Source organism: Halomonas ventosae, from assembly GCF_004361885.1.
In the GTDB taxonomy this organism is placed as follows: Bacteria; Pseudomonadota; Gammaproteobacteria; order Pseudomonadales; family Halomonadaceae; genus Halomonas; species Halomonas ventosae_C.
Map to the genome: position 1 here is coordinate 34,779 of NZ_SNWH01000017.1, position 19,476 is coordinate 54,254.

20 protein-coding genes and 1 tRNA gene are annotated in these 19,476 nt (G+C 66.0%); 16 read left to right on the top strand and 5 right to left on the bottom strand.

Features of this window, described 5'->3' with window-relative positions; genetic code table 11:
• Position 1: 1 nt before the first annotated feature.
• Positions 2 to 1,120: an efflux RND transporter periplasmic adaptor subunit gene (locus tag DFO68_RS12015; protein ID WP_133483877.1), complete on the bottom strand. Its 1,119-nt coding sequence runs from the start codon at positions 1,118 to 1,120 to the stop codon at positions 2 to 4.
• Between the two features lie 239 nt (positions 1,121 to 1,359).
• Between DFO68_RS12015 and DFO68_RS12020 the strand changes: the two genes are divergently transcribed.
• A complete protein-coding gene (locus DFO68_RS12020) occupies positions 1,360 to 2,334 on the top strand; it encodes a malate dehydrogenase (protein WP_133483878.1) in 975 nt (324 codons plus the stop codon).
• A 208-nt stretch (positions 2,335 to 2,542) separates the two neighbouring features.
• Here DFO68_RS12020 and DFO68_RS12025 read toward each other — a convergent pair whose 3' ends face one another.
• Positions 2,543 to 3,199 (bottom strand): HAD family hydrolase, encoded by a 657-nt coding sequence (locus DFO68_RS12025; protein WP_133483879.1) that lies wholly within the window; start codon positions 3,197 to 3,199, stop codon positions 2,543 to 2,545.
• A gap of 177 nt (positions 3,200 to 3,376) precedes the next feature.
• On the opposite strand from DFO68_RS12025, the gene DFO68_RS12030 reads away from it, so the two are divergent.
• Positions 3,377 to 3,868 (top strand): RNA pyrophosphohydrolase, encoded by a 492-nt coding sequence (locus tag DFO68_RS12030; RefSeq protein WP_133483880.1) that lies wholly within the window; start codon positions 3,377 to 3,379, stop codon positions 3,866 to 3,868.
• A gap of 70 nt (positions 3,869 to 3,938) precedes the next feature.
• Positions 3,939 to 6,200: a phosphoenolpyruvate--protein phosphotransferase gene (gene ptsP / locus DFO68_RS12035; protein ID WP_133483899.1), complete on the top strand. Its 2,262-nt coding sequence runs from the start codon at positions 3,939 to 3,941 to the stop codon at positions 6,198 to 6,200.
• 21 nt (positions 6,201 to 6,221) lie between these two features.
• Here the strand turns inward: ptsP and DFO68_RS12040 are convergent, their stop codons facing one another.
• Positions 6,222 to 6,989 (bottom strand): NRDE family protein, encoded by a 768-nt coding sequence (locus tag DFO68_RS12040; protein WP_133483881.1) that lies wholly within the window; start codon positions 6,987 to 6,989, stop codon positions 6,222 to 6,224.
• A gap of 105 nt (positions 6,990 to 7,094) precedes the next feature.
• Here DFO68_RS12040 and DFO68_RS12045 point away from each other — a divergent pair, with 105 nt between their 5' ends.
• The 10 genes from DFO68_RS12045 (at position 7,095) to DFO68_RS12090 (ending at position 15,962) form a co-directional block, all read left to right on the top strand.
• Positions 7,095 to 8,222, top strand: coding sequence for a response regulator (locus tag DFO68_RS12045; RefSeq protein WP_133483882.1), 1,128 nt, complete (start codon positions 7,095 to 7,097; stop codon positions 8,220 to 8,222).
• Entirely contained in the window at positions 8,219 to 9,013 is a 795-nt protein-coding gene (locus tag DFO68_RS12050; protein WP_133483883.1) for a sulfite exporter TauE/SafE family protein, read from the top strand. Before DFO68_RS12045 ends, DFO68_RS12050 begins: the two co-directional genes overlap by 4 nt.
• Before the next feature lie 25 nt (positions 9,014 to 9,038).
• A complete protein-coding gene (gene lgt, locus DFO68_RS12055) occupies positions 9,039 to 9,827 on the top strand; it encodes a prolipoprotein diacylglyceryl transferase (RefSeq protein ID WP_133483884.1) in 789 nt (262 codons plus the stop codon).
• Between the two features lie 53 nt (positions 9,828 to 9,880).
• Positions 9,881 to 10,180 carry a nucleotidyltransferase domain-containing protein gene (locus DFO68_RS12060; RefSeq protein WP_133483885.1) on the top strand — a complete coding sequence of 100 codons (300 nt, stop codon included), beginning with the start codon at positions 9,881 to 9,883 and terminating at the stop codon, positions 10,178 to 10,180.
• Entirely contained in the window at positions 10,177 to 10,719 is a 543-nt protein-coding gene (locus DFO68_RS12065; RefSeq protein WP_133483886.1) for a hypothetical protein, read from the top strand. Before DFO68_RS12060 ends, DFO68_RS12065 begins: the two co-directional genes overlap by 4 nt.
• A gap of 91 nt (positions 10,720 to 10,810) precedes the next feature.
• The gene (locus tag DFO68_RS12070) at positions 10,811 to 11,584 is read left to right on the top strand and encodes a thymidylate synthase (RefSeq protein ID WP_243726508.1); all 774 of its coding nucleotides are present in this window, start codon (positions 10,811 to 10,813) and stop codon (positions 11,582 to 11,584) included.
• A complete protein-coding gene (locus DFO68_RS12075) occupies positions 11,581 to 12,132 on the top strand; it encodes a dihydrofolate reductase (protein WP_133483888.1) in 552 nt (183 codons plus the stop codon). Before DFO68_RS12070 ends, DFO68_RS12075 begins: the two co-directional genes overlap by 4 nt.
• A gap of 132 nt (positions 12,133 to 12,264) precedes the next feature.
• Positions 12,265 to 13,254: a ProQ/FINO family protein gene (locus DFO68_RS12080; RefSeq protein WP_243726507.1), complete on the top strand. Its 990-nt coding sequence runs from the start codon at positions 12,265 to 12,267 to the stop codon at positions 13,252 to 13,254.
• Between the two features lie 420 nt (positions 13,255 to 13,674).
• The gene (locus DFO68_RS12085) at positions 13,675 to 14,826 is read left to right on the top strand and encodes a porin (RefSeq protein WP_133483889.1); all 1,152 of its coding nucleotides are present in this window, start codon (positions 13,675 to 13,677) and stop codon (positions 14,824 to 14,826) included.
• Positions 14,827 to 14,933: 107 nt separating this feature from the next.
• The gene (locus DFO68_RS12090) at positions 14,934 to 15,962 is read left to right on the top strand and encodes a hypothetical protein (RefSeq protein WP_133483890.1); all 1,029 of its coding nucleotides are present in this window, start codon (positions 14,934 to 14,936) and stop codon (positions 15,960 to 15,962) included.
• A gap of 422 nt (positions 15,963 to 16,384) precedes the next feature.
• On the opposite strand, the gene DFO68_RS12095 is transcribed toward DFO68_RS12090, so the two are convergent.
• Positions 16,385 to 16,461: transfer RNA gene (locus DFO68_RS12095), tRNA-Arg, on the bottom strand.
• Positions 16,462 to 16,592: 131 nt separating this feature from the next.
• Between DFO68_RS12095 and DFO68_RS12100 the strand changes: the two genes are divergently transcribed.
• Both DFO68_RS12100 and DFO68_RS12105 read left to right on the top strand, forming a co-directional pair.
• Entirely contained in the window at positions 16,593 to 17,402 is an 810-nt protein-coding gene (locus DFO68_RS12100; protein ID WP_133483891.1) for a methyltransferase domain-containing protein, read from the top strand.
• Complete coding sequence (locus DFO68_RS12105) at positions 17,399 to 18,421, top strand: class I SAM-dependent methyltransferase (RefSeq protein ID WP_133483892.1); 1,023 nt, start codon at positions 17,399 to 17,401, stop codon at positions 18,419 to 18,421. Before DFO68_RS12100 ends, DFO68_RS12105 begins: the two co-directional genes overlap by 4 nt.
• Here DFO68_RS12105 and greB read toward each other — a convergent pair whose 3' ends face one another.
• Positions 18,422 to 18,961 carry a transcription elongation factor GreB gene (greB, locus tag DFO68_RS12110; RefSeq protein WP_133483893.1) on the bottom strand — a complete coding sequence of 180 codons (540 nt, stop codon included), beginning with the start codon at positions 18,959 to 18,961 and terminating at the stop codon, positions 18,422 to 18,424.
• A gap of 303 nt (positions 18,962 to 19,264) precedes the next feature.
• Here greB and DFO68_RS12115 point away from each other — a divergent pair.
• Positions 19,265 to 19,476 (top strand): transposase (locus DFO68_RS12115; RefSeq protein WP_133483894.1); only part of this gene is annotated, 212 nt, incomplete at its 3' end.

Here is a 19,476-nt window from a genome sequence, read left to right on the forward strand (position 1 = left end):
CTCAGAGGGCGTCCCGCTGCTCGCCCGGTATGCTCTGCGCCGGAGTCGACGGGGCGCTGACCGCCGTCACCCGCTCGCCGGGGTCGACGAAGCCACCCCCCAGGGTGATCAGCCTGACGCGGTCGGGCAGCCCGGCTACCCGGGCGACGTCGGCATCGGCGCTGACCAGCTCGACCGGAGTGAGCAGAACCCGGTCGTCGTCGTTCAGGTGCTTAACCGCCAGTTGGTTATCCTCATTAAGCTCGAGTAGTGCCGGGGAGAGCCGATGCACCTGGCGTTTGGGCAGCTGGATCATCAGGCTGGCACTGGCACCGGCCAGGCGACGGCGTTCGGGGTTGGCCGCGGTCACCTCGACGGGGAAGCTGCGGGTGCTGTCGTCGGCGCGGCTGGCTACGTAGCTCAGCACTCCGTCGAGCTGGCTGCCATCGAGCAGCCGGATCTTGGCAGCTAGCCCCGGCACCAGCCCCAGCGCCTCCCGCTGGGGTGCGGCGGCGATGGCCGTGAGCCGCGAGTCGTCGACCAGGCTGCCCCAGGTCTCGCCGACCTGGACCAGGTCGCCGAGCTCCACATCGAGGCGGTCGAGCACGCCGTCGAAGGGCGCTTCGGGGCGGGTGTCGTCGAGCTGGCGGTGTAGGCTGGCAACCTCGGCCAGGGCCTGGTTGACGCTGCTCTTCAGGCGCAGGTAGTCGGGGTTGGAGATCAGCTCGCGACGGCGCAGTCGCTCGGCGCCTTCCAGCTCGCTTCGTGCCAGGGCCAGCTCGGCCTCGGCCTGTGCCAGCCGCGCGGGGAGTTCCTCGCGGGCCAGCGCCAGTAGTGTCTGCCCGCGGCTGACCCGCTCGCCCAGCGCAACGGGCAAGGCCTCCACCCTGCCCATCTGCCGAGCGCGTAGCGCCACCTCGCGATAGGCCTCGAGCTGGCCCTGCAGCACCAGCCGGGGCGCGTGGGCCTGCGCCTGGCGCTCGACCACCTCGACCCGGGTCGGTGCCGGCCCCTCGGCCTCGTCGCCCTCGGGCGGAGTATCGCGGAAGCCCTGGATATCACCGAGTACCAGCCAGACCAGCAGCAGGCAGGCCAGCCCAATAGCGAGCAGGACGGGGAACGGCGGCAGACGACGAGACATTCGGACCTTCCCTGGTGTAGTGCGAGGTTCGAGAGTGGAGCTGGGTAAGCCGGGTCGGCAGGCGGCCAGCATAGCCCAGGGTGGGCTGTGGTGTCGCCGGGGTAGCCTGAGGTCGAATTGAGTTTTGTGCAGTGCAGGCCTACCATCTTGGCGATTCGGATTATGGCCAGGGCAGGCGGCACGCCGCCCGGCAGAGCCTCACGGCGACAACCCGCGCGTTGCAAACCCAAGGAGCCACCATGAAAGATCCCGTCCGTATTGCCATCACCGGTGCTGCCGGCCAGATCAGCTACTCGCTCGCCTTTCGTATCGCCTCCGGCGACATGCTGGGCAAGGATCAGCCGGTCATTCTCCAGTTGCTCGAGATCCCGCCGGCCATGGACGCCCTCAACGGCGTGGTGATGGAGCTCAACGACTGCGCCTTCCCGCTGCTGCATGACATCGTCGCCACCGACGACGCCAATGCCGCCTTCAAGGATGTCGACTTCGCCTTGCTGGTGGGCGCCCGCCCGCGCGGTCCGGGCATGGAGCGCAAGGACCTGCTGGAGGCCAACGCGGCGATCTTCTCCGTGCAGGGCAAGGCCATCAACGACAACGCCAGCCGCGACGTGCGCGTGCTGGTGGTGGGTAACCCGGCCAACACCAATGCGCTGATCGCCTCCTGTAACGCGCCGGACCTGGACGCCGGCCAGTTCACCGCGATGATGCGCCTGGACCATAATCGCGCCAAGACCCAGCTGGCCCAGAAGACCGGCAAGCACGTCACCGACGTCGAGTCGATGATCGTCTGGGGCAACCACAGCGCCACTCAGTATCCTGATCTGTCTCACTGCAAGGTCGCCGGTACCCCGGCCTTCGAGCTGGTCGAGCGCGACTGGTACGAGAACGACTTCATCCCCACCGTGCAGCAGCGCGGCGCCGCCATCATCAAGGCGCGTGGCGCCTCCTCCGCGGCCTCCGCGGCCTCCGCGGCCATCGACCACATGCGTGACTGGGCGCTGGGCACCGACGAGGTGGTGAGCATGGGCATTGCCGCCGACGGCAGCTACGGCGTCGAGCCCGGCATCATGTATTCCTACCCGGTAGTGTGCAAGAACGGCGGCTACGAGATCGTCCAGGACCTCGAGGTCGACGACTTCAGCCGCGACCGCATGAAAGCCACCGAAGACGAGCTGCGCGAGGAGCGCGCCGCCGTCGAGCATCTGCTGGGCTGAACCTCAGCACCAAGCGCCGAGCTGAAAGAGCTGAAAGCACCAAGGTGAAAGCTAACCCCGGGGGCCGTGGTCTCCGGGGGTTGCTGTTGTTGGGAGGCCTTCGTCGTAGGCTCAATAAGCGCCAGCGCACCGGGCATGGCGAGGGCACTATCGTCACGCCGGATGCGCCTCCGGCCTGTCCGGCCTACACGACTTGGCCTCTTGTCGCTCAGTCCCTCAAACTGATGATCTTCCAGCCGCGTGCCTCGGCCACCTCGCGCAGGCTAGGGTCAGGGTCCACCGCTACCGGATGGTCAACCTGCTCCAGCAGCGCCAGGTCGTTATGGGAGTCGCTGTAGAACCAGCTGTCGTCCAGAGTCAGCTCCTTGTCGGCAAGCCATTCTTCCAGGCGCTGAACCTTGCCTTCGCGGTAGCTGGGGATGCCGGTGGAGCGCCCGGTGTAGCGGCCGTCGACCATCTCGGGCTCCACGGCGATCAGCTCGTCGATGCCCAGGCGCTCGGCGATGGGGCCGGTGATGAAGCGGTTGGTGGCGGTGATCATCAGCAGGGTGTCGCCGCGGGCGCGATGACGGGCCACCAGTTCCTCGCCCTTGACCAGGATGTGCGGCTCGATCTTGCTGGCCATGAACTGCTGGTGCCAGGCGGCGAGCTGCTCGGGGCTGTGCTCGGCAAGCGGGCGCAGCGCCACGTCCAGGAAGGCCTGGATATCCAGGGTGCCGGCCTGATAGTCGGCCAGGAAGCGGTCATTGGCTTCGCGGTAGGCCAGCGGGTCCACGGCGCCCTGTTCCAGCAGGAACTCGCCCCAGGCATGGTCGCTGTCGGTCGACAGCAGGGTGTTGTCCAGGTCGAAGATGGCCAGGCTCACTGAAGTTACCTCTGTAATGGCGATCAAGCGTGATTCAAGGTCGATACACGGTCGGGGAGTATGGCAGAAGTGGCGTGGCGCTTCGAGCCAGCGGCGAGCTAACAGCTTGGTCGTATTGATGCCCTTCGTGGCCTTGTGGAAGAATGGCGTTAATACTCAATTCATAAGGTGAAGTCCGTGATCGACGCTGACGGCTTTCGCCCCAATGTTGGCATCATTATTGCCAACGAGCAGGGGCAGCTGCTCTGGGCGCGTCGGGTAGGACAGAACGCGTGGCAGTTTCCCCAGGGAGGCATCAAGGCGAACGAGACTCCGCAACAGGCACTTTTTCGCGAGCTGCACGAGGAGATCGGCCTTACCGCCGAGGACGTCGAGCTCCTTGCCTGCACCCGGGGCTGGCTGCGCTACCGCCTGCCGCGACGCATGGTTCGTACCCACTCCCGGCCGGTATGTATTGGCCAGAAACAGAAGTGGTTCCTGCTGAGAATTCGCTGCCAGGAGAGCCGGATCTGCATGGACATGTCTGGCAAGCCGGAATTCGACGGCTGGCGGTGGGTCAGTTACTGGTATCCTTTGGGGCAAGTCGTGCCCTTCAAGCGGGAGGTTTACCGTCGCGCCCTGCGCGAGCTCTCCCCCCGGGCCCAGCGGCTGGCCCTTGGCCATGGATAAGCCGCGGGTCTAACGGCCGCGCCATTCCTCAGCAAGGCGAGAGACCACCACAATGGAAAACAAGACGCCGATGCTCGAGGTGTTGCGACGCATCATTCAGGAGGTTAACGGGGCACGTAACCTGGATGCGGCCCTGGCCACCATGGTGCGGCGCATCCGCAAGGCGATGCGCACCGACGTGTGCTCCTTCTACCTCTTCGACAGGACCATCGAACGGCTGGTGCTGATGGAAACCATCGGCCTGCGAACCCAGGCCGTGGGGCGGGTCAGCGTGGAGGTGGGCGAGGGCCTGGTGGGGCTGGTGGCCAAGCGTGAGGAGCCACTCAACCTCGAAGACGCCCAGTCCCATCCCCAGTTTCTGTATTTCGAGGCCACCGGCGAGGAGCGCTACTCGAGTTTTCTCGGCGTGCCGATCATCCACCAGCGGCGCATGCTGGGCGTGCTGGTGGTGCAGCAGGCCGACAAGCGGCGCTTTGACGAGGAAGACGAGGCGTTTCTGGTCACCATGGCCGCCCAGCTGGCCGGGGTGCTGGCCCACGCTCTGGCAACGGGCGGGCTCAACCGGTCGAGCATGTCCGGCGAACAGGCGCGCTTCACCGGCGTGGCGGCCTCGCCGGGCATGGCCATCGGCGAGGCGGTGGTGATCGCCGCGCCGGCAGATCTCAATAGCGTGCCTGATCTCATCCCCACCGATGTGGAGTACGAGATCACCCGTCTCAAGGAGGCCATCGGCCGGGTGCGCGACGAGATCCGTGCCGCCGGCGAGCGCTTGGCTAGCCGCATCTCCGCCCAGGAGCTGGCGCTGTTCGATGTCTACCAGCAGATGCTCGGTGAGGCAGCGCTCTCCCGGGAGGTTGAGAAGCGCATCCGTGAGGGCCAGTGGGCGCCCGGCGCCCTGGCTGACGTGGTGCGTCGCCACGTCCAGTACCTGGAGCGGGTCGACGACAACTACCTGCGCGAGCGGGCGGCCGACGTCCGCGACCTGGGACGACGGGTGCTGGCCCACCTGCAGGAGGAGACCCCCCAGACCCCGGCGGTCTACCCCGAGAGTACCATCCTGATCGGCGACGAGATCAGCGTGGCGATGCTCGGCGAGGTGCCTCGCGAGAAGCTCGCCGGCCTAGTTTCGGTGCGCGGCTCCAGCACCTCCCATCTGGGCATCGTCGCCCGGGCCATGGGCATCCCCACCGTCTCGGGCATGGTTGACCTGCCGCTGCCGCGCCTCGGCGGCAGCCGGGTGGTGCTAGACGGCCACCGTGGTCGCCTCTTCGTGCATCCCAGCCCCGAGCTCGAGAGCTACTATCAGAGCCTGATCGACGAGGAGCGGGCGTTGATGGCGGTGCTGGAACACGAACAGGACTTGCCCAGTCGCACCCCGGATGGTCACGATATGCCGCTGATGGTCAATACCGGCCTGTCGGTGGATGCCGTGGCCTCGCTCAAGTCGCGGATCGGCGGGGTGGGGCTGTATCGTACCGAGGTGCCCTTCATGATCACCGAGCGCTTCCCCGGCGAGCAGGAGCAGACGCGGTTGTACCGTGACCAGCTCGAGAGCTTCGCGCCCTTGCCGGTGGTGATGCGGACCCTGGATATCGGCGGCGACAAGGACCTGCCCTACTTCCCCATCGAGGAGGCCAATCCCTTCCTGGGCTGGCGCGGCATTCGCGTCACTCTCGACCACCCCGAAGTGCTGATGGTGCAGCTGCGCGCCATGCTGCGGGCCTCCCAGGGGTTGGAAAACCTCCGGGTGCTGCTGCCGATGGTCACCAACGTCGACGAGGTCGACGATGCGCTGCGCCTGCTCGACCGCGCCATCCTCGAGCTCGGCGAGGAGGGCGTGCCGGTCAACCGGCCCCGGGTGGGGGTGATGCTGGAGGTGCCTGCGACCCTCTACCAGCTCGATGCCCTGGCCCGGCGGGTCGATTTCTTCTCGGTGGGCAGCAATGATCTGACCCAGTACCTGCTGGCCGTGGACCGAAATAACCCGCGGGTTGCTGACCTCTATGACGCCTGCCACCCTGCCGTACTCTCGGCCATGGCCCAGCTTGCCGAGGATGCCCGACGCCTGGACATGCCCACTTCGGTGTGTGGCGAGATGGCCGGTGACCCCGCCGGCGCGCTGCTGCTGATGGGCATGGGCTTCGATGCCTTGTCGATGAATGCCCCCAACCTGCCGCGGGTAAGGGCGGCGATTCGCCGGGTGCCCCTCGATAGCGCCCGCGAGCTGGTCGCCGAGACCCTTAGATTCGACTCACCCGCTGAGGTGCGCCGTCACCTGGCAGAGCGCCTTGCCGGCTGGGATCTCGCCCATTTGCTGCCCCCCCGCGATTGACCCGGCTTCGTCGGTTGCAACTTATGGCGCCAAGCAAAGCTGGGTCTCCCCCAGTCTGACTCCTTCCGGCCCGAAGCGTCGCTCGCCGATCTCGATCCGCCCGTCGTCGTGCCAGGTTAGCCAGGTGGTGGCGCGGGTGCCGTAGTCCTGCCCGAGGATGAAGGGCGGCGACAACCGGCGCTCGATCTCGAGCCCCACGCCGGTGTCCGGCAACTGCGAGTCATCGGCGGGACGCGTCTCGGCGAGCACGGCCAGCGCATCCTCGGGCCAGCGGACATGGCGCAGGCTGGCGGCCAACCCCTGTCGGGCGGCGACCAATTTGGGCCAGGGGGTATCCAAGCTGGCATTGGAGAGCCCGTGCAGGCCCGGTGGAACGCGCTTGATCCAGATGCCGTCGAGGCCCCGATGGAGGTGCCAGAGCGTCTCGTCGTCGCCCGCCAGCAGATTGAAGCCCGCATAGCGGCCGGCATCTCCTCCGGCCAGCTGCTCCAGCCAGGCCGGCAGGTCATGGCACTCCAGGGCTTCGCGTACTAGGGTGCCGCGACTGGGGGCCGTCGCTGGAACCTTGAGGCGCGGGTCGCGCACATTGGTGACGGCGGCAACGCGGCCACGGCGATGCACCGCCAGCCAGGAGCCGCCGGCCTCCAGGTCGCGGCCACCGAGGATCTCGGGGGCATCCTGCCAGACGCCCAGCGGGGCGGTCGGGCGGGCATGGAACTCGTCACGGTTGGCCACCAGGCGCAGCGGATAGGCACTGCCAGGGCGATGGTCGAAGGCAATCAGGCACATGGCACCAGCTTAGCCGGCCCGCCGGCCGGAGGGAAGGCATCGCCATGACAGGCTCGGCATCGCCGCGTACACTCTGTTCACCATCATGATCTCACAGGGATGACCATGCAGGACCACACTCGTCTCGACCGCCTCTGGTCGCGCCTAGTCTGGCCGGTCCTCTGGCCGGTGCTGCTCGCCCAGGGTGCCTTGGTGGTGCTGTGTCTGGTGGTTGCCGGCATGCTGGGGTCGATGGTGCCTTCCTACGCCTCCTGGAGGGCAACCTTCGGGTTGTTACTGGCGCTGCTGGTGGGCAGCAGCCTCAATGGGGTGGTCTTCCTGGCGCTACTGAAACCACGCCTGCGCAGGATGCAGCGCGAGGTCGATGACGCCCTGGCCAGTATCGAGGGCTGGCTGGCCCGCCATCAGTGCTCCATCTCCGCCGAGGCGGTGCCGCTCCCCAGGCGCCTGGCGGCCCTGTCGGAGGTCTGCGAGTCGTTGCTCGAGGGCTGGAAGCGCGAACTCGAGGTGCGCCGATCGACTGAACAGCGCCTGGTCGGCGACCTGCAGGCCCGGCGCGATCAGCTCGAACGGCTGGAGGCCGGCCGGATGCGCGCCCGCGAGGAGTCGCGCCTCAAGTCCGGCTATCTCTGCCACCTGCAGCAGTCGCTGGCCCCGCTGATGAGCACGCTCTCGGAGGTGCTCGAGAGCGAGACCCTGCGCCAGTGTCGCGGCGCTCGTGAGCATGCCACGCTGCTGATGCTACGCGAACACCTCGCCGATGCCGTGGTGCTGCTGGAGAATCTCGACGAGTCCCGCGCCACGTCCGTGACCTCGCTGCCACTTGTTTCCGGCAAGGGTCGGGTGCTGATCGTCGACGACGGCCCGGTGAACCTGATCCTGGCACGCCAGGTGTTGGAGCGTCAGGGGTTTGATGTCGAGACGGCGACCAGCGGCGAGCAGGCCCTGTCGCGGCGGAAGGGGGCCCCCTTCGACCTGGTGCTGATGGACATCTTCATGCCAGGTATGGATGGCATGGAAACCAGCCGCCACTGGCGCGAACGGGAGGCCGAGGACGCTGCCGGTCGGCACAGCATTCTGGTGGCGCTGACCGCCAACGCCAGTGACGAGGATTGCCAGCGCTTTCGCCAGGCCGGCATGGACGACTACCTGACCAAGCCCTATCGTCCCCGGGCGTTGGTTGACATGGTGCAGCGCTGGCTGATGGGTACGTCGGAGCAGCGGCCGGCATGAGCCTGCTGGAAAGCCTGGCAGGCTACTTGATGTTGGGCATGCTGGCCGGCACCATGGCCGGGCTCTATGGCGTGGGCGGCGGCCTGATCATCGTGCCGTCCCTGGCCTTTGTCTTCGGGCTGCAGGGGGTCGCCCCGGAGGTGACCATGCATCTGGCCGTGGGCACCTCACTGGCCACCATCGCGGTCACCTCAGCCTCCTCGGCCTGGGGGCATTACCGTCGCGGCAGCATCCGCCGCGACTGGTTGCTGGCCCTACTGCCAGGACTGATGTTCGGCGCGATCGCCGGGGTCTTCGTCGCCGGCAGCCTCTCCGGCGGGCGGCTGGGAACGCTGTTCGGCCTGTTCGTGCTGCTGGTCGCCGTGAAGATGGCGCTGGGGCGTGGCCCCAAGCCCGGCAGTATGGCGCCCGGCCGTGCCGTAATGGGCCTGGCGGGCGCGGTGATCGGTGGTGTCTCGGCGCTGTTCGGCATCGGCGGTGGTACCCTCAGTGTGCCTTGGCTATCGCGCTGCGGGGCCACCATGATCCAGGCCGTGGGCACCTCCTCGGCCTGCGGGCTGCCCATCGCGCTGTTCGGCGCGGGCACCTTCATGGCAGTAGGGTGGGGCAACCCGCGGCTGCCCGCCGGGGCCATCGGCTTCGTGATGCTGCCGGCCTTCCTGTGCATCGTGCTGGCCAGCGTGCCCTTCGCACGCCTCGGCGTGCTGCTCGCCCATCGCTTCTCGGCGCGCACGCTGCGCCTCTCCTTCGCCGTGCTGCTGACGGCGGTGGGCCTCAAGTTTCTCCTCTGACCGCTGATCCACACAAGGGCCTTGCATGCTGAGCTATCCCGACATCGACCCCGTGGCCATCTCGCTGGGCCCCTTCCAGGTCCACTGGTACGGCCTGATGTACGTCGTCGGCTTCATCGCCGCCTGGTTGCTGGGACGCCGGCGGGCCGAGCGCATTGGCCTGAGCCAGGACGACGTGGGCGATCTGCTCTTCTATGCCGCCATCGGCGTGGTGGTCGGCGGCCGGCTCGGCTACGCGCTCTTCTACGGCCTGCCCCAGTGGCTCGCCGACCCGCTGTGGATCTTCCGCGTCTGGGACGGCGGCATGAGCTTCCACGGCGGCCTGGTCGGGGTGTTGCTCGCCTCGCTATGGTTCGCCAGGAAGAAGCGGCTGGCCTTCTTCACCCTCACCGACTTCGTCGCCCCGCTGGTGCCCATCGGCCTGGGGGCGGGGCGCATCGGCAATTTCATCAACCACGAACTGCCCGGCCGCGTCACCACGCTGCCCTGGGGCATGCCCTTCCCGGGGATGGACTCGGCACCGCGTCATCCCTCGTCGCTCTACGAGGCGCTGCTGGAGGGCGCGGTGCTCTTCGTGGTGCTGTGGTGGGTCTCGGCCCGGCCGCGGCGCCGCGGCCTGGTCTCCGGCCTCTTCCTGCTGCTCTATGGGGTGTTCCGCTTCCTGGTGGAGTTCGTGCGCCTGCCGGATCCCCAGCTCGGCTTCATCGCCTTCGGCTGGCTGACCATGGGCATGCTGCTGACGCTGCCGATGATTGCCGTGGGCATCGCGCTGATCGCCTGGTCGCGTGGCCAACCGGTGGATACAACGTGTTAGCCACATGGTGTAAGGGTGGCCCGGCATGTCGATGATGGAAATGGGGGTTGAGCATGCGGCTTTCTGCCGAGCAGATCGCGATCATCAAGCAGACTACTGCCGAGGTATTTGGCGATGAAGTGAACGTCAGAGTCTTCGGCTCCCGACTGGATGATGACGCCAGGGGAGGGGACATCGATCTCCTGGTGGAAAGCCCTTGCGAGATCGAGAGCAAGGTGGACAAGATGTTGACCCTGACGGCTCGACTGCAACGGCGTATCGGGGATCGGCCGATAGACATTCTGGTGATCGACCCCTCTACCGCCTTGAATCCCGTTCATCGCCACGCCATACAGACAGGGCAACGGTTATGATCCACGACAAGAAACAGCTGCTGCCTATCGATCGGTTTCTCTGGTCTCTGGATATCGTCGAGCGCGAGGGACGTCATCTCCGCTACAGCTGGGAGACATTGTTCGGCGGTGGTAACGTTCTGGACAGTGACTGGGTCGCTGGCCTCGACCAGCATCCGGAGGAGGCCGTCAGGCTTGAGGCGTTCGTGTCGCGCTTTGGCCGCATGCAGGACACCATCGCCGACAAGTTGATTCCTCGCTGGCTGCAAAGCCTGGCGGAGCGGACCGGGAGCCAGATCGAAAACCTCGACCGTGCCGAGCGGCTGGGCGTCCTGGAAAGCACAGAAGCGTGGCTGGTGGCGCGCAAGCTCCGCAATCAGTTGATTCACGAATATATGCAAGACCCGGTTGCCTTCTCGGAAGCGCTGGATTCAGCCAGTCGCTTCGCGATGATGCTGATGGCGACCTATAACCATCTCCGGGATTATGCGCAACAGCGCATGTCGCTGAATGCCTCGCTGCCTGAACCGTTGGTTCTCCCGGATCAACATCCTCAGTGAGTTCCTGTAGAATCCTCTGCCCATTTTCCAGCCTCGATGCCCCGTGACCTACGATACCTTGCCCGCCCTTGAACAGCCCTATCTCGACCTGATGCGCCAGGTGCTCGACCGCGGCGTGGAGCGTGACGACCGCACCGGGGTCGGCACCCGCTCGCTGTTCGGCCACCAGATGCGCTTCGATCTGTCTCGCGGCTTCCCGCTGGTGACCACCAAGAAGCTGCACCTGCGCTCGATCATTCATGAGCTGCTGTGGTTCCTGGCCGGCGACACCAACATCGCCTACTTGAAGGCGCACGGGGTGCGTATCTGGGACGAATGGGCCGACGAGCACGGCGATCTTGGCCCGGTCTACGGCTACCAGTGGCGCAGCTGGCCCGATCCCCGCGGCGGCCACGTCGATCAGATCGCCCGGCTCCTCGAGCAGATCCGCGACAACCGGCACTCTCGGCGGCTGATCGTCTCGGCCTGGAACCCGGCGCTGGTCGACGAGATGGCCCTGCCGCCGTGCCACTGCCTGTTCCAGTTCTACGTCGCCGAGGGGCGGCTCTCCTGCCAGCTGTACCAGCGCAGCGCCGACATCTTCCTGGGCGTGCCCTTCAATATCGCCAGCTACGCGCTGCTCACCCGGATGATCGCTCAGGTCTCGGGGCTTGCCCCTGGCGACTTCGTGCATACCCTGGGCGATGCCCATCTCTATCTCAATCACCTCGAGCAGGCCGAGGAGCAGCTCTCGCGCACGCCGCGCGCCGCGCCGCGCCTGGTGCTCGATCCGAGCGTCGACGAGCTCTTCGCCTTCCGCTTCGAGCATATCGCCATCGAGGGCTACGACCCGCATCCGCCTATCAAGGCCGAGGTGGCGGTATGAGCCAGCCCCATGGCCTGATCGACGCGACCCTGGTGCCGGTGGCGATGATCGCTGCCATGGCCCGCAACCGGGTGATCGGCGTGGACAACCAGCTGCCCTGGTACCTGCCCGAGGATCTCAGGTTCTTCAAGCGCATGACCCAGGCCAAGCCGATTATCATGGGACACAAGACCTTTGATTCTATCGGCCGGCCGCTGCCCGGGCGGCTCAACATCGTTTTGACCCGCGACCCCGACGTCCAGCCCGAGGGCGTGCGGGTCTGTCATGACCTCCCCTCCGCGCTGGCGCTGGCCGACCAGCAGGCCACTATCGATGGCGTCGAGGAGATCATGGTGATGGGCGGCGCGCAGGTCTATGAACAAATGCTGCCCTTCGCCAGCCGGCTCTACCTCACCGAGGTGGATATCGAGGTGCAGGGCGATGCCCGCTTCCCCGCGCTCGACATGGCCGAGTGGCAGGAGGTGCAGCGCCTGCCCGGTAAGCCCACCGAGGGCCAGCCGGCCTACGATTTCGTGCAGTACCGTCGATATCGAAGGGATCGTCACTGACGACGTCGCCGGCTGGCGACATTTGTCACCGCGCCACGCCTGGCACAGACTGAGCAGCAAGTGCCGAGGCCGGCCACAGTCGGCCGTGGCCCGAAGAATCACCGGGAAGGCGCACTGCTGGAGGACCAGGACGTGAACGAGGAACGCTCAATCCGCCTGCTGGAACAGCTGGAGAGCCGCGCCGCGGCCTTGCTGGGCGACTTGCGGGAATCCCGCCTCCAGCAGGACGCCCTGGCGACGCGCTGCGGTGAGCTGGAGGCGCGGCTTGTCGAGCTGGAGGCCATCCGCCGGGAGCTCGCCGAGGAGAACCGCGAACTCGAGGAGCAGAACCGCGAACTCGAGGCGCACAATCATCGCCTGCTCGAGCGCGAGCCCGTCGAGGCCTCTACGCCGCTCTTCCATCGCCAGGCGCGCCGCGCCCAAGGGCTCTCCGCGCTGATCGGCCACCGTCCCCGACAGCCTGACGCCGGCGAGACCGCTAGCGAACCGCCTGCTACCCACGAGAAGCCCGCCCCGGCAGCGCTGCAACCGCCACAGGCCGATCCCGAGCCCGCCGTTGAAGCGAAGCCTGCGGGCGAGGCGTCCTCCGAGGAGGTGCCTTCCCCCCAGGCGCTGCTCGACCAGTGGTACCAGCGCTACGCCTCGACCTTCTTCAAGGGCCACACTCGGCCGCTCAAGGTCGGCATTCACGCGGAGCTGGCCGCGCGCGAGCCCTGGCCCGAGAAGCTGGTGCGCCGGGCGCTGGCCTGCTATGTGAATCTGCCGCGCTACCTCAAGTCGGTGCGCGAGGGCGCCGAGCGCCTCGATCTGGCCGGCGAGCCGGCCGGGCGGGTGGATGCCGCGGCCGCCGAGCATGCCCGCAAGAAGCTCGAGCGATTGCAGGCCGACCGGCGGCAGAAGGGCCGCCCGGCCCGGCCGCGCGGCAAGGGGCGTGATCCGGCCAAGGCAGACAAGCCCTCGCACGCGGCGAGCCGCCCTGCTGGCGAGAGGGTAGACTCGTCGCGGCCGGACCCCGCGCCGGCGCCGCCCGGCGGTGCCGGGGAGACCGCCACGCCGGGCCGCGAGCCCGCCACCCTGGAGGAGAAGCTCTCCGCGCTGCTCGCCAAGCACACCCCCCGTTGATCGCCTGACTTGTCTTTGTCATGTTCGCGCGGCATGATGCAAGCGCTCATCGAGCCAGGTGCCTGATTCGCTTGTCGGATCGTCTCGGCAGGCCGGCCGGGCAAGGGCCTCGCCGGAATGGCGCAACACTTTCCAGGGCAGCAAAGGGCAGCAAGAGGTGCCCAGGAAAGGCGGGGCGCAGCGAAGGAAAACAGTGTTTTTTCTTGTTGCGTTCCTGAAAATCCCGGTATAGAGTTCTTCCTGCGAGCATCGGACTATAACAAGGTTTCGCCGAGGTCTGGCTCGCGTCCTGCCACCTCCCGTGAGGGAGCCTCGCAGGCACGAGAACCGGCACCAAGACCGGCCAAACCCGCTGACCCGCTCACCAAGAACGGGCAGCCACGATCGAAACAGCAAGCTAGTCAATAAGGAACCATCGCAATGAAAAAGACACTGTTAGCGACTGCTATCGCTGGTGCCCTGGCTGCCTCCGGCGCTCAGGCCGCCACCGTCTACAACCAGGACGGCACCAAGCTCGACCTCTACGGCAACCTCCAGATTGCCTACTTGAGCGAGAAGAGACTTCAGGATGATGGCAGAGTCGAGACCGAAGACGAGATCTTCGACAACGGCTCAACCATCGGTGTGACCGGTGAGCACGCCATCTCCGAGGGCCTGACCGGCTACTTCAAGGGCGAGTGGGAGTTCACCGCCGATGAAGCCAAGGGAAACGGCCGTGGCGTCAACCGCGGCGATCAGGCCTACATGGGTCTGAAGGGCAACTTCGGTGATGCGCGTCTGGGCTCCTGGGATGCGCTGATCGACGACTGGATCCAGGATCCGCTCACCAACAACGAATACTTCGACGCCAGCGACTCCACTGGCCGCATCGTGGGCATTGAAGATTCGCGCGAAGGCAACAAGCTGCAGTACATGTCGCCGTCCTTCAGTGGCTTCCAGTTCGCCGTGGGTACCCAGTACGAGGGCGATGGTGAGTCCAATGGTTCTGCGGATGTTGACATTGCTAATGGCGGTAGCGTGAATGTCGATCAGGATACCGGTAGCAACGCCTCCTTCTTCGGTGGCGTGAAGTATACCGCCGGCGCCTTCTCCATCGCCGCAGTCTACGACAACCTGGACAACAACGAGGGTAGCTACAGCGGTGTGGATGCTGATGGTAACCCCATCTCTGGTAAATTCGATTCAGGTGAGCAGTACGGTATCACCGGTCAGTACACCATCGATACCCTGCGCGTGGCCTTGAAGCTGGAGCGCTTCCAGTCCGACAACGATTATGTTGCCGACACCAACTTCTATGGCCTGGGTGCCCGCTACGGCTACGGCATGGGTGACATCTACGGCGCCTACCAGTACGTCGATGTGGGTGGTGACAACTTCCTCGATACCACCGATAACATTGTTTCCAACAATGACTGGCCGACCGAGAGTGAGGACGAGAGCTACAACGAAGTTGTTGTCGGTGCTACCTACAACATCTCCTCGGCCATGTATACCTTCGTCGAAGGCGCCTGGTACGATCGCGAAAACAACCTGGACGATGGTGTTTCCGTGGGTGCCGTCTACCTCTTCTAAACCTCGTGGTCGCAGGGCCTGACCCTGCCCCCTGGGTTTCGATACCGAAAGCCGATCCTCCGGGGTCGGCTTTTTCATTGAATGCTAACGCAGCCAAGTGAGGTTTCATGAAACAGCCGATTATCACCGTCAGTGTGTTGATCGTAGGCCTGGCGCTGTCGAGTACGTCGGCGCTAGCTAGCGAGAAGGAGGAGCGTTTCCGTGAGGAGGGCAAGCAGCTCGACCTGACGGGCTTCCTGCAGGCTGAAAACGATGCCCGTAGCCGCAGCTTTCTCTACGGCACGCCCCATGAACACGACTTCACAGTCAACAAGGCCGGCACCTACCTGTTCGAGAGCAGCGTGCCTGCTGCTGAGTCAAGTGACTACCGCGTGGCCGCCGTGTTGCTGGACGATCAGGGGCGTGAGATTGCCCGTAGCGAGGCGCTGGGCCAGAACGGAGGCCTGGCCATGCGTCAATACCTTGAGCCTGGCGACTACACACTGCGCGTGGAGGGCCGAAAGTTCGGCACTCGCAGCAGGAGGGGAAACAGCTTCTATATCACCGTCGCTGGCTTGAACGATCAGGGGCGACCCATTGAGGATGCTATCAGCGAGGGCCAGGGGCTGGTCTTCATCGGCAACGGACGGGAAGGCAGCCGCAGCGTCTTCGTTCGTAATACCGATAGCGTGGCGACCCTTGGCGCATCGAACCAGGCGTCGTCAACCGACACGCCGCAGGCCGCCGATGAGCGAAGCGGGGAATCACCCTCTGCAGCCCAGACAGCGCAAGCGCCTGCATCCCAGCAACAGAGCGCCTCACAGCGCCACTTCGAAACCATCGTTACCGACGTCAAGATACTTACGCGTGGTGAGGTGCTGACCTTCGAGGTGGCTGATCGCGGCACCGTCGCCATCACCACCTCGACTTACCCGACCGGCTACGAAGACACCTACCGGATCGAACTCGAGGTGCTCGATGAGCAGGGTCGTGTGGTTGCCAAGGATGCCGGCAAGGGCTTCGATGGCGACGTCGACCTGACCACCGAGCTGGCACCCGGTCGCTATCGCATCCGTGTGGATGGCCAGAAGTTCGGCTCCGCGATGACCGGCGTCAACAACTATGAGCTCAAGGTGCAGAAGTTGGATCGTCGTTAACCCTTTCCTGCGCCACGACATGACAAGGCTCTCGGTGCGAATACCGGGGGCCTTGCAGTTGGGTACTGGAGGGGTGCTCAAGATGTGTTGCTATCTGGCATCCTCTTCCTCGAGGATCATCTAGATCTAGATCGTTGTGTGGCAGGGCCGTGGATAGGTCGTGTTCCTCTCGGCGGGCCGCCGCCTCCCGAGCGCTGGACATCAGCGCGGCTTTCCTGCCGGGTTCGCGGGAGGGCACCGCGATGCGCGCGCAATAATCGGCGATCTCGCCTTTGGTGACGTCTTTCGGCTCGGGGCTCGTCGTTTCACTTTTTTATTGCGGCTGATTTCTGATCGTCTCGCGTATAGGGCTTTCAGCAAAATCCGCGTTAACCCTCGTACTCGGGCGGGGATGTAAGTGTAAATCATTGATATCAAAGAACTGGTGCCCCCATCAGGATTCGAACCTGAGACCTTCCCCTTAGGAGGGGGACGCTCTATCCAGCTGAGCTATGGGGGCGCGACGGGGCCGCATTATAAGCGCCTGAACCGTCGAGATAAACCCGCTGTGGCTCGCGGCCCTGCCGTGGGCGATGAGTCCGGCGGGATTCCCAGGTAGAATTCGCGGCAAACCCGCGACCGGTGGCCGGCATGTCAGACTCCGCTTCTCCTCTTTCTCCGGCTGGTGACCGTCACTTCGATGGCCTGGCCGACAAGTTCGCCGCGAGCCTCTATGGCGGGGTCCGCGGTGAGCTGCGCCTGGCACTGCTTGACCACCTGCTGCCCGAGATGCTCGAGCTGCGAACACAGCCGCTGCTCGATGTGGGCGGTGGCCTGGGCCAGCTGGCCGGCTGGTTCGCCGCTCGCGGCCACGCGGTGACCCTGGCCGAGCCCTCCGGCGAAATGCTAGCTCGGGCGCGGGAAGCGCTGGCCGAGCATGAGGTAAACCTTCTGCAGGCGCCGCTCCAGGCGCTGCCCGAGCTCGCGCCCGGCCCCTGGTCGCTGATCGCCTGCCATGCCGTGCTGGAGTGGCTGGCGGACCCGCGCCTTGCCCTGGCGACTCTGGCCAGCCTGCTGGCGCCGGGCGGGCAGCTCTCGCTGATGGTCTTTAACCGCGATGCCCTCAGGTTCTCCAACGTGGTCAAGGGTAACCTGGAGAAGGCCCTGGCCGACCGACTCGAGGGCAGGGGGCTGCGCAAGCGCCTGACGCCGATCTCACCGCTGACCCATGGCCAGGTCGTGGCCTGGAGTGCCGAGAATGGCCTGGCGATTCGCGAGGTGGCGGGCATCCGGGTCTTCGCCGACTACCTGCGCGCACCGCCCGCAAACAAGGCCGACCGGGAGCGCCTGTTGGCGCTGGAGCAGTGTTATTGCCGCGTCGATCCTCATTGGCGGTTGGGCCGCTACCTGCTGTATACCCTGGAGTGCCCGACACACCCTCCTGAGGAGGCCGTCGCATGAGTGCCGAGACCCCCGTCTGCCAACTGCTGGAACGCCAGGGTGTCGACTACCGCGGCTGGCTGTGGGTGGCGCCGCCCCGGGATGCCTGGCTGGAGGCCGGGCAGGGGAGCCTGCTCTCGGCCGACGAGGCCGTGCTCGCCGCCTGGCGGACCCGGGGTAGGCCGGCGCACTCGCCCTTCGAGGATGTCGAGCCGATCCCGCCGGGGGCGGTGCTGTTCTGGCCCAAGAGCCACGCCCTGGGAGAATGGTGGCTGCTGTGGCTGTGTGCTCACTTGCCGCCGGGCATCCCGCTGCAGCTGGTGGGCGAAAACCAGGGGGGCATCAGGCGCGTTCTCAAGACGCTGGCGGCCCTGGGGCTGGGCTGCCGCAAGCGGGACAGCGCCCGACGCTGTGCCCTCTACGCGACCCGCCTGGACCGGGTGGGCATCGACCCGGACGACGCCTGGACCACCTTCGAGGCCGAACTGGGCGACGAGAAACTGCGCCTGATCAGCCACCCGGGCGTGTTCGGCCATGGCAAGCTGGATGACGGCACCTGGCTGCTGCTGCAACAGCTCAGGGTTCTTGTGGAAGGGCGCTCGGCGCTCGGCGATGTTGTAGATATGGGCTGCGGCGACGGCATTCTGGCCGCCTGGCTGGCAGGGCATGGAGCAAGGGGCACGGCAGTGGACGTCAATCACTTCGCGGTGGAGGCGACCCGGCGCACCTTGGCAGCCAATGGTCTCGAGAGCGAGGTCGTGGCCAGCGACGTCTACTCGGCGCTGGGGGGGCGACGTTTCGACGCCATCGTTAGCAACCCGCCCTTCCACCAGGAGCGGGCGATCGACTATGGCCCGGCGGGGCGGCTGATCCTCGAGGCCCCTGAGCACCTGCGACCCGGCGGCCAGCTGCTCCTGGTGGCCAACGCCTTCCTGCCCTACCCGGACCTGCTGGAGCGCGCCTTCGGCACCTTCGAAATCCTGGCCGACGATCGGCGCTTCCGGGTCTATCGAGCGGTCAAGGTTCGATCGACGGGCTGATCAGGCCTGCGGGTCGCGATAGGCGATCTCGGTGATCACGTAGGTGGTCTCGCCGCCCGGGGCGGCCACCGTCACCTCGTCGTCCAGCGCCCTGCCGAGCAGGGCCTTCGCCAGCGGCGCGTCGACGCTGATCCAGCGCTTCGTGGTGTCGGTCTCGTCGTGGCCGACCAGGCGGATGCGCATCTGCTCGCCTTCCTCGTCCTCCAGGGTGACGAAGGCGCCGAAGTAGACCTTGTCGGTATCCGCTGGCAGGCGGTCCACCACGGTGAGCTCGTCGAGGCGCTTGGTCAGGTAGCGGATGCGCGCGATGACGCGGTTGAGCTCCTTCTTGTTGTAGGTGTAGTCGGCGTTCTCGCTGCGGTCGCCCAGTGCCGCCGCCTCGCCCACCTTGGTCGAGAGGACCGGGCGCTTGACCCGTGAGAGGTGGTCGAGGATGCCGCGTAGCCGTTCGGCCCCCTCGGCGGTGATCAGGTTGCTCTTGGGTTCCTGGCGCGGATCCTTGGCAGGATCCCGCCAGCGCGTCATGTTGCGGCCTTTCATGGCGTTCCTCGCGGGTGGGTATCTGGCGGCGAACATACGCCAAGCGAGCGTTGTGGCCAAGCCGGCGCGCCCTGGATGGCCAGGCACGAGCCGGTGAGGGGCCTGCGGTCTGGCACCCCCCGAGCAGGCTGGGCATGGTGGTGAGCGCGTCTCTGCGGTCCGGTCCGGGAGCACAGCCGTTGGCATTCTCGCCTCTGGTCCCGATAATAGGGTCTTTGCGGAATTTGATTACTCATGTTGATCAGCCACCATTCCGCCAGCTTGTCCTATACTGAGGTTATATCCAGTAGAGGAGGTAACGTCATGGCATGCAACCCGATCCAGTTTCAGCCCGGCCTGTCGCTGCCGGCCTTCCTCGAGCAGTACGGCACAGAAGCGCAATGTCGGGCGGCGCTCTATCAGTATCGCTGGCCCAAGGGGTTCGTCTGCCCCGACTGCGGCAACACCACCGGCTGCCAGCTGTCGCGGGGGCTCTACCAGTGCCATCGCTGCCATCATCAGACCTCGCTGACCGC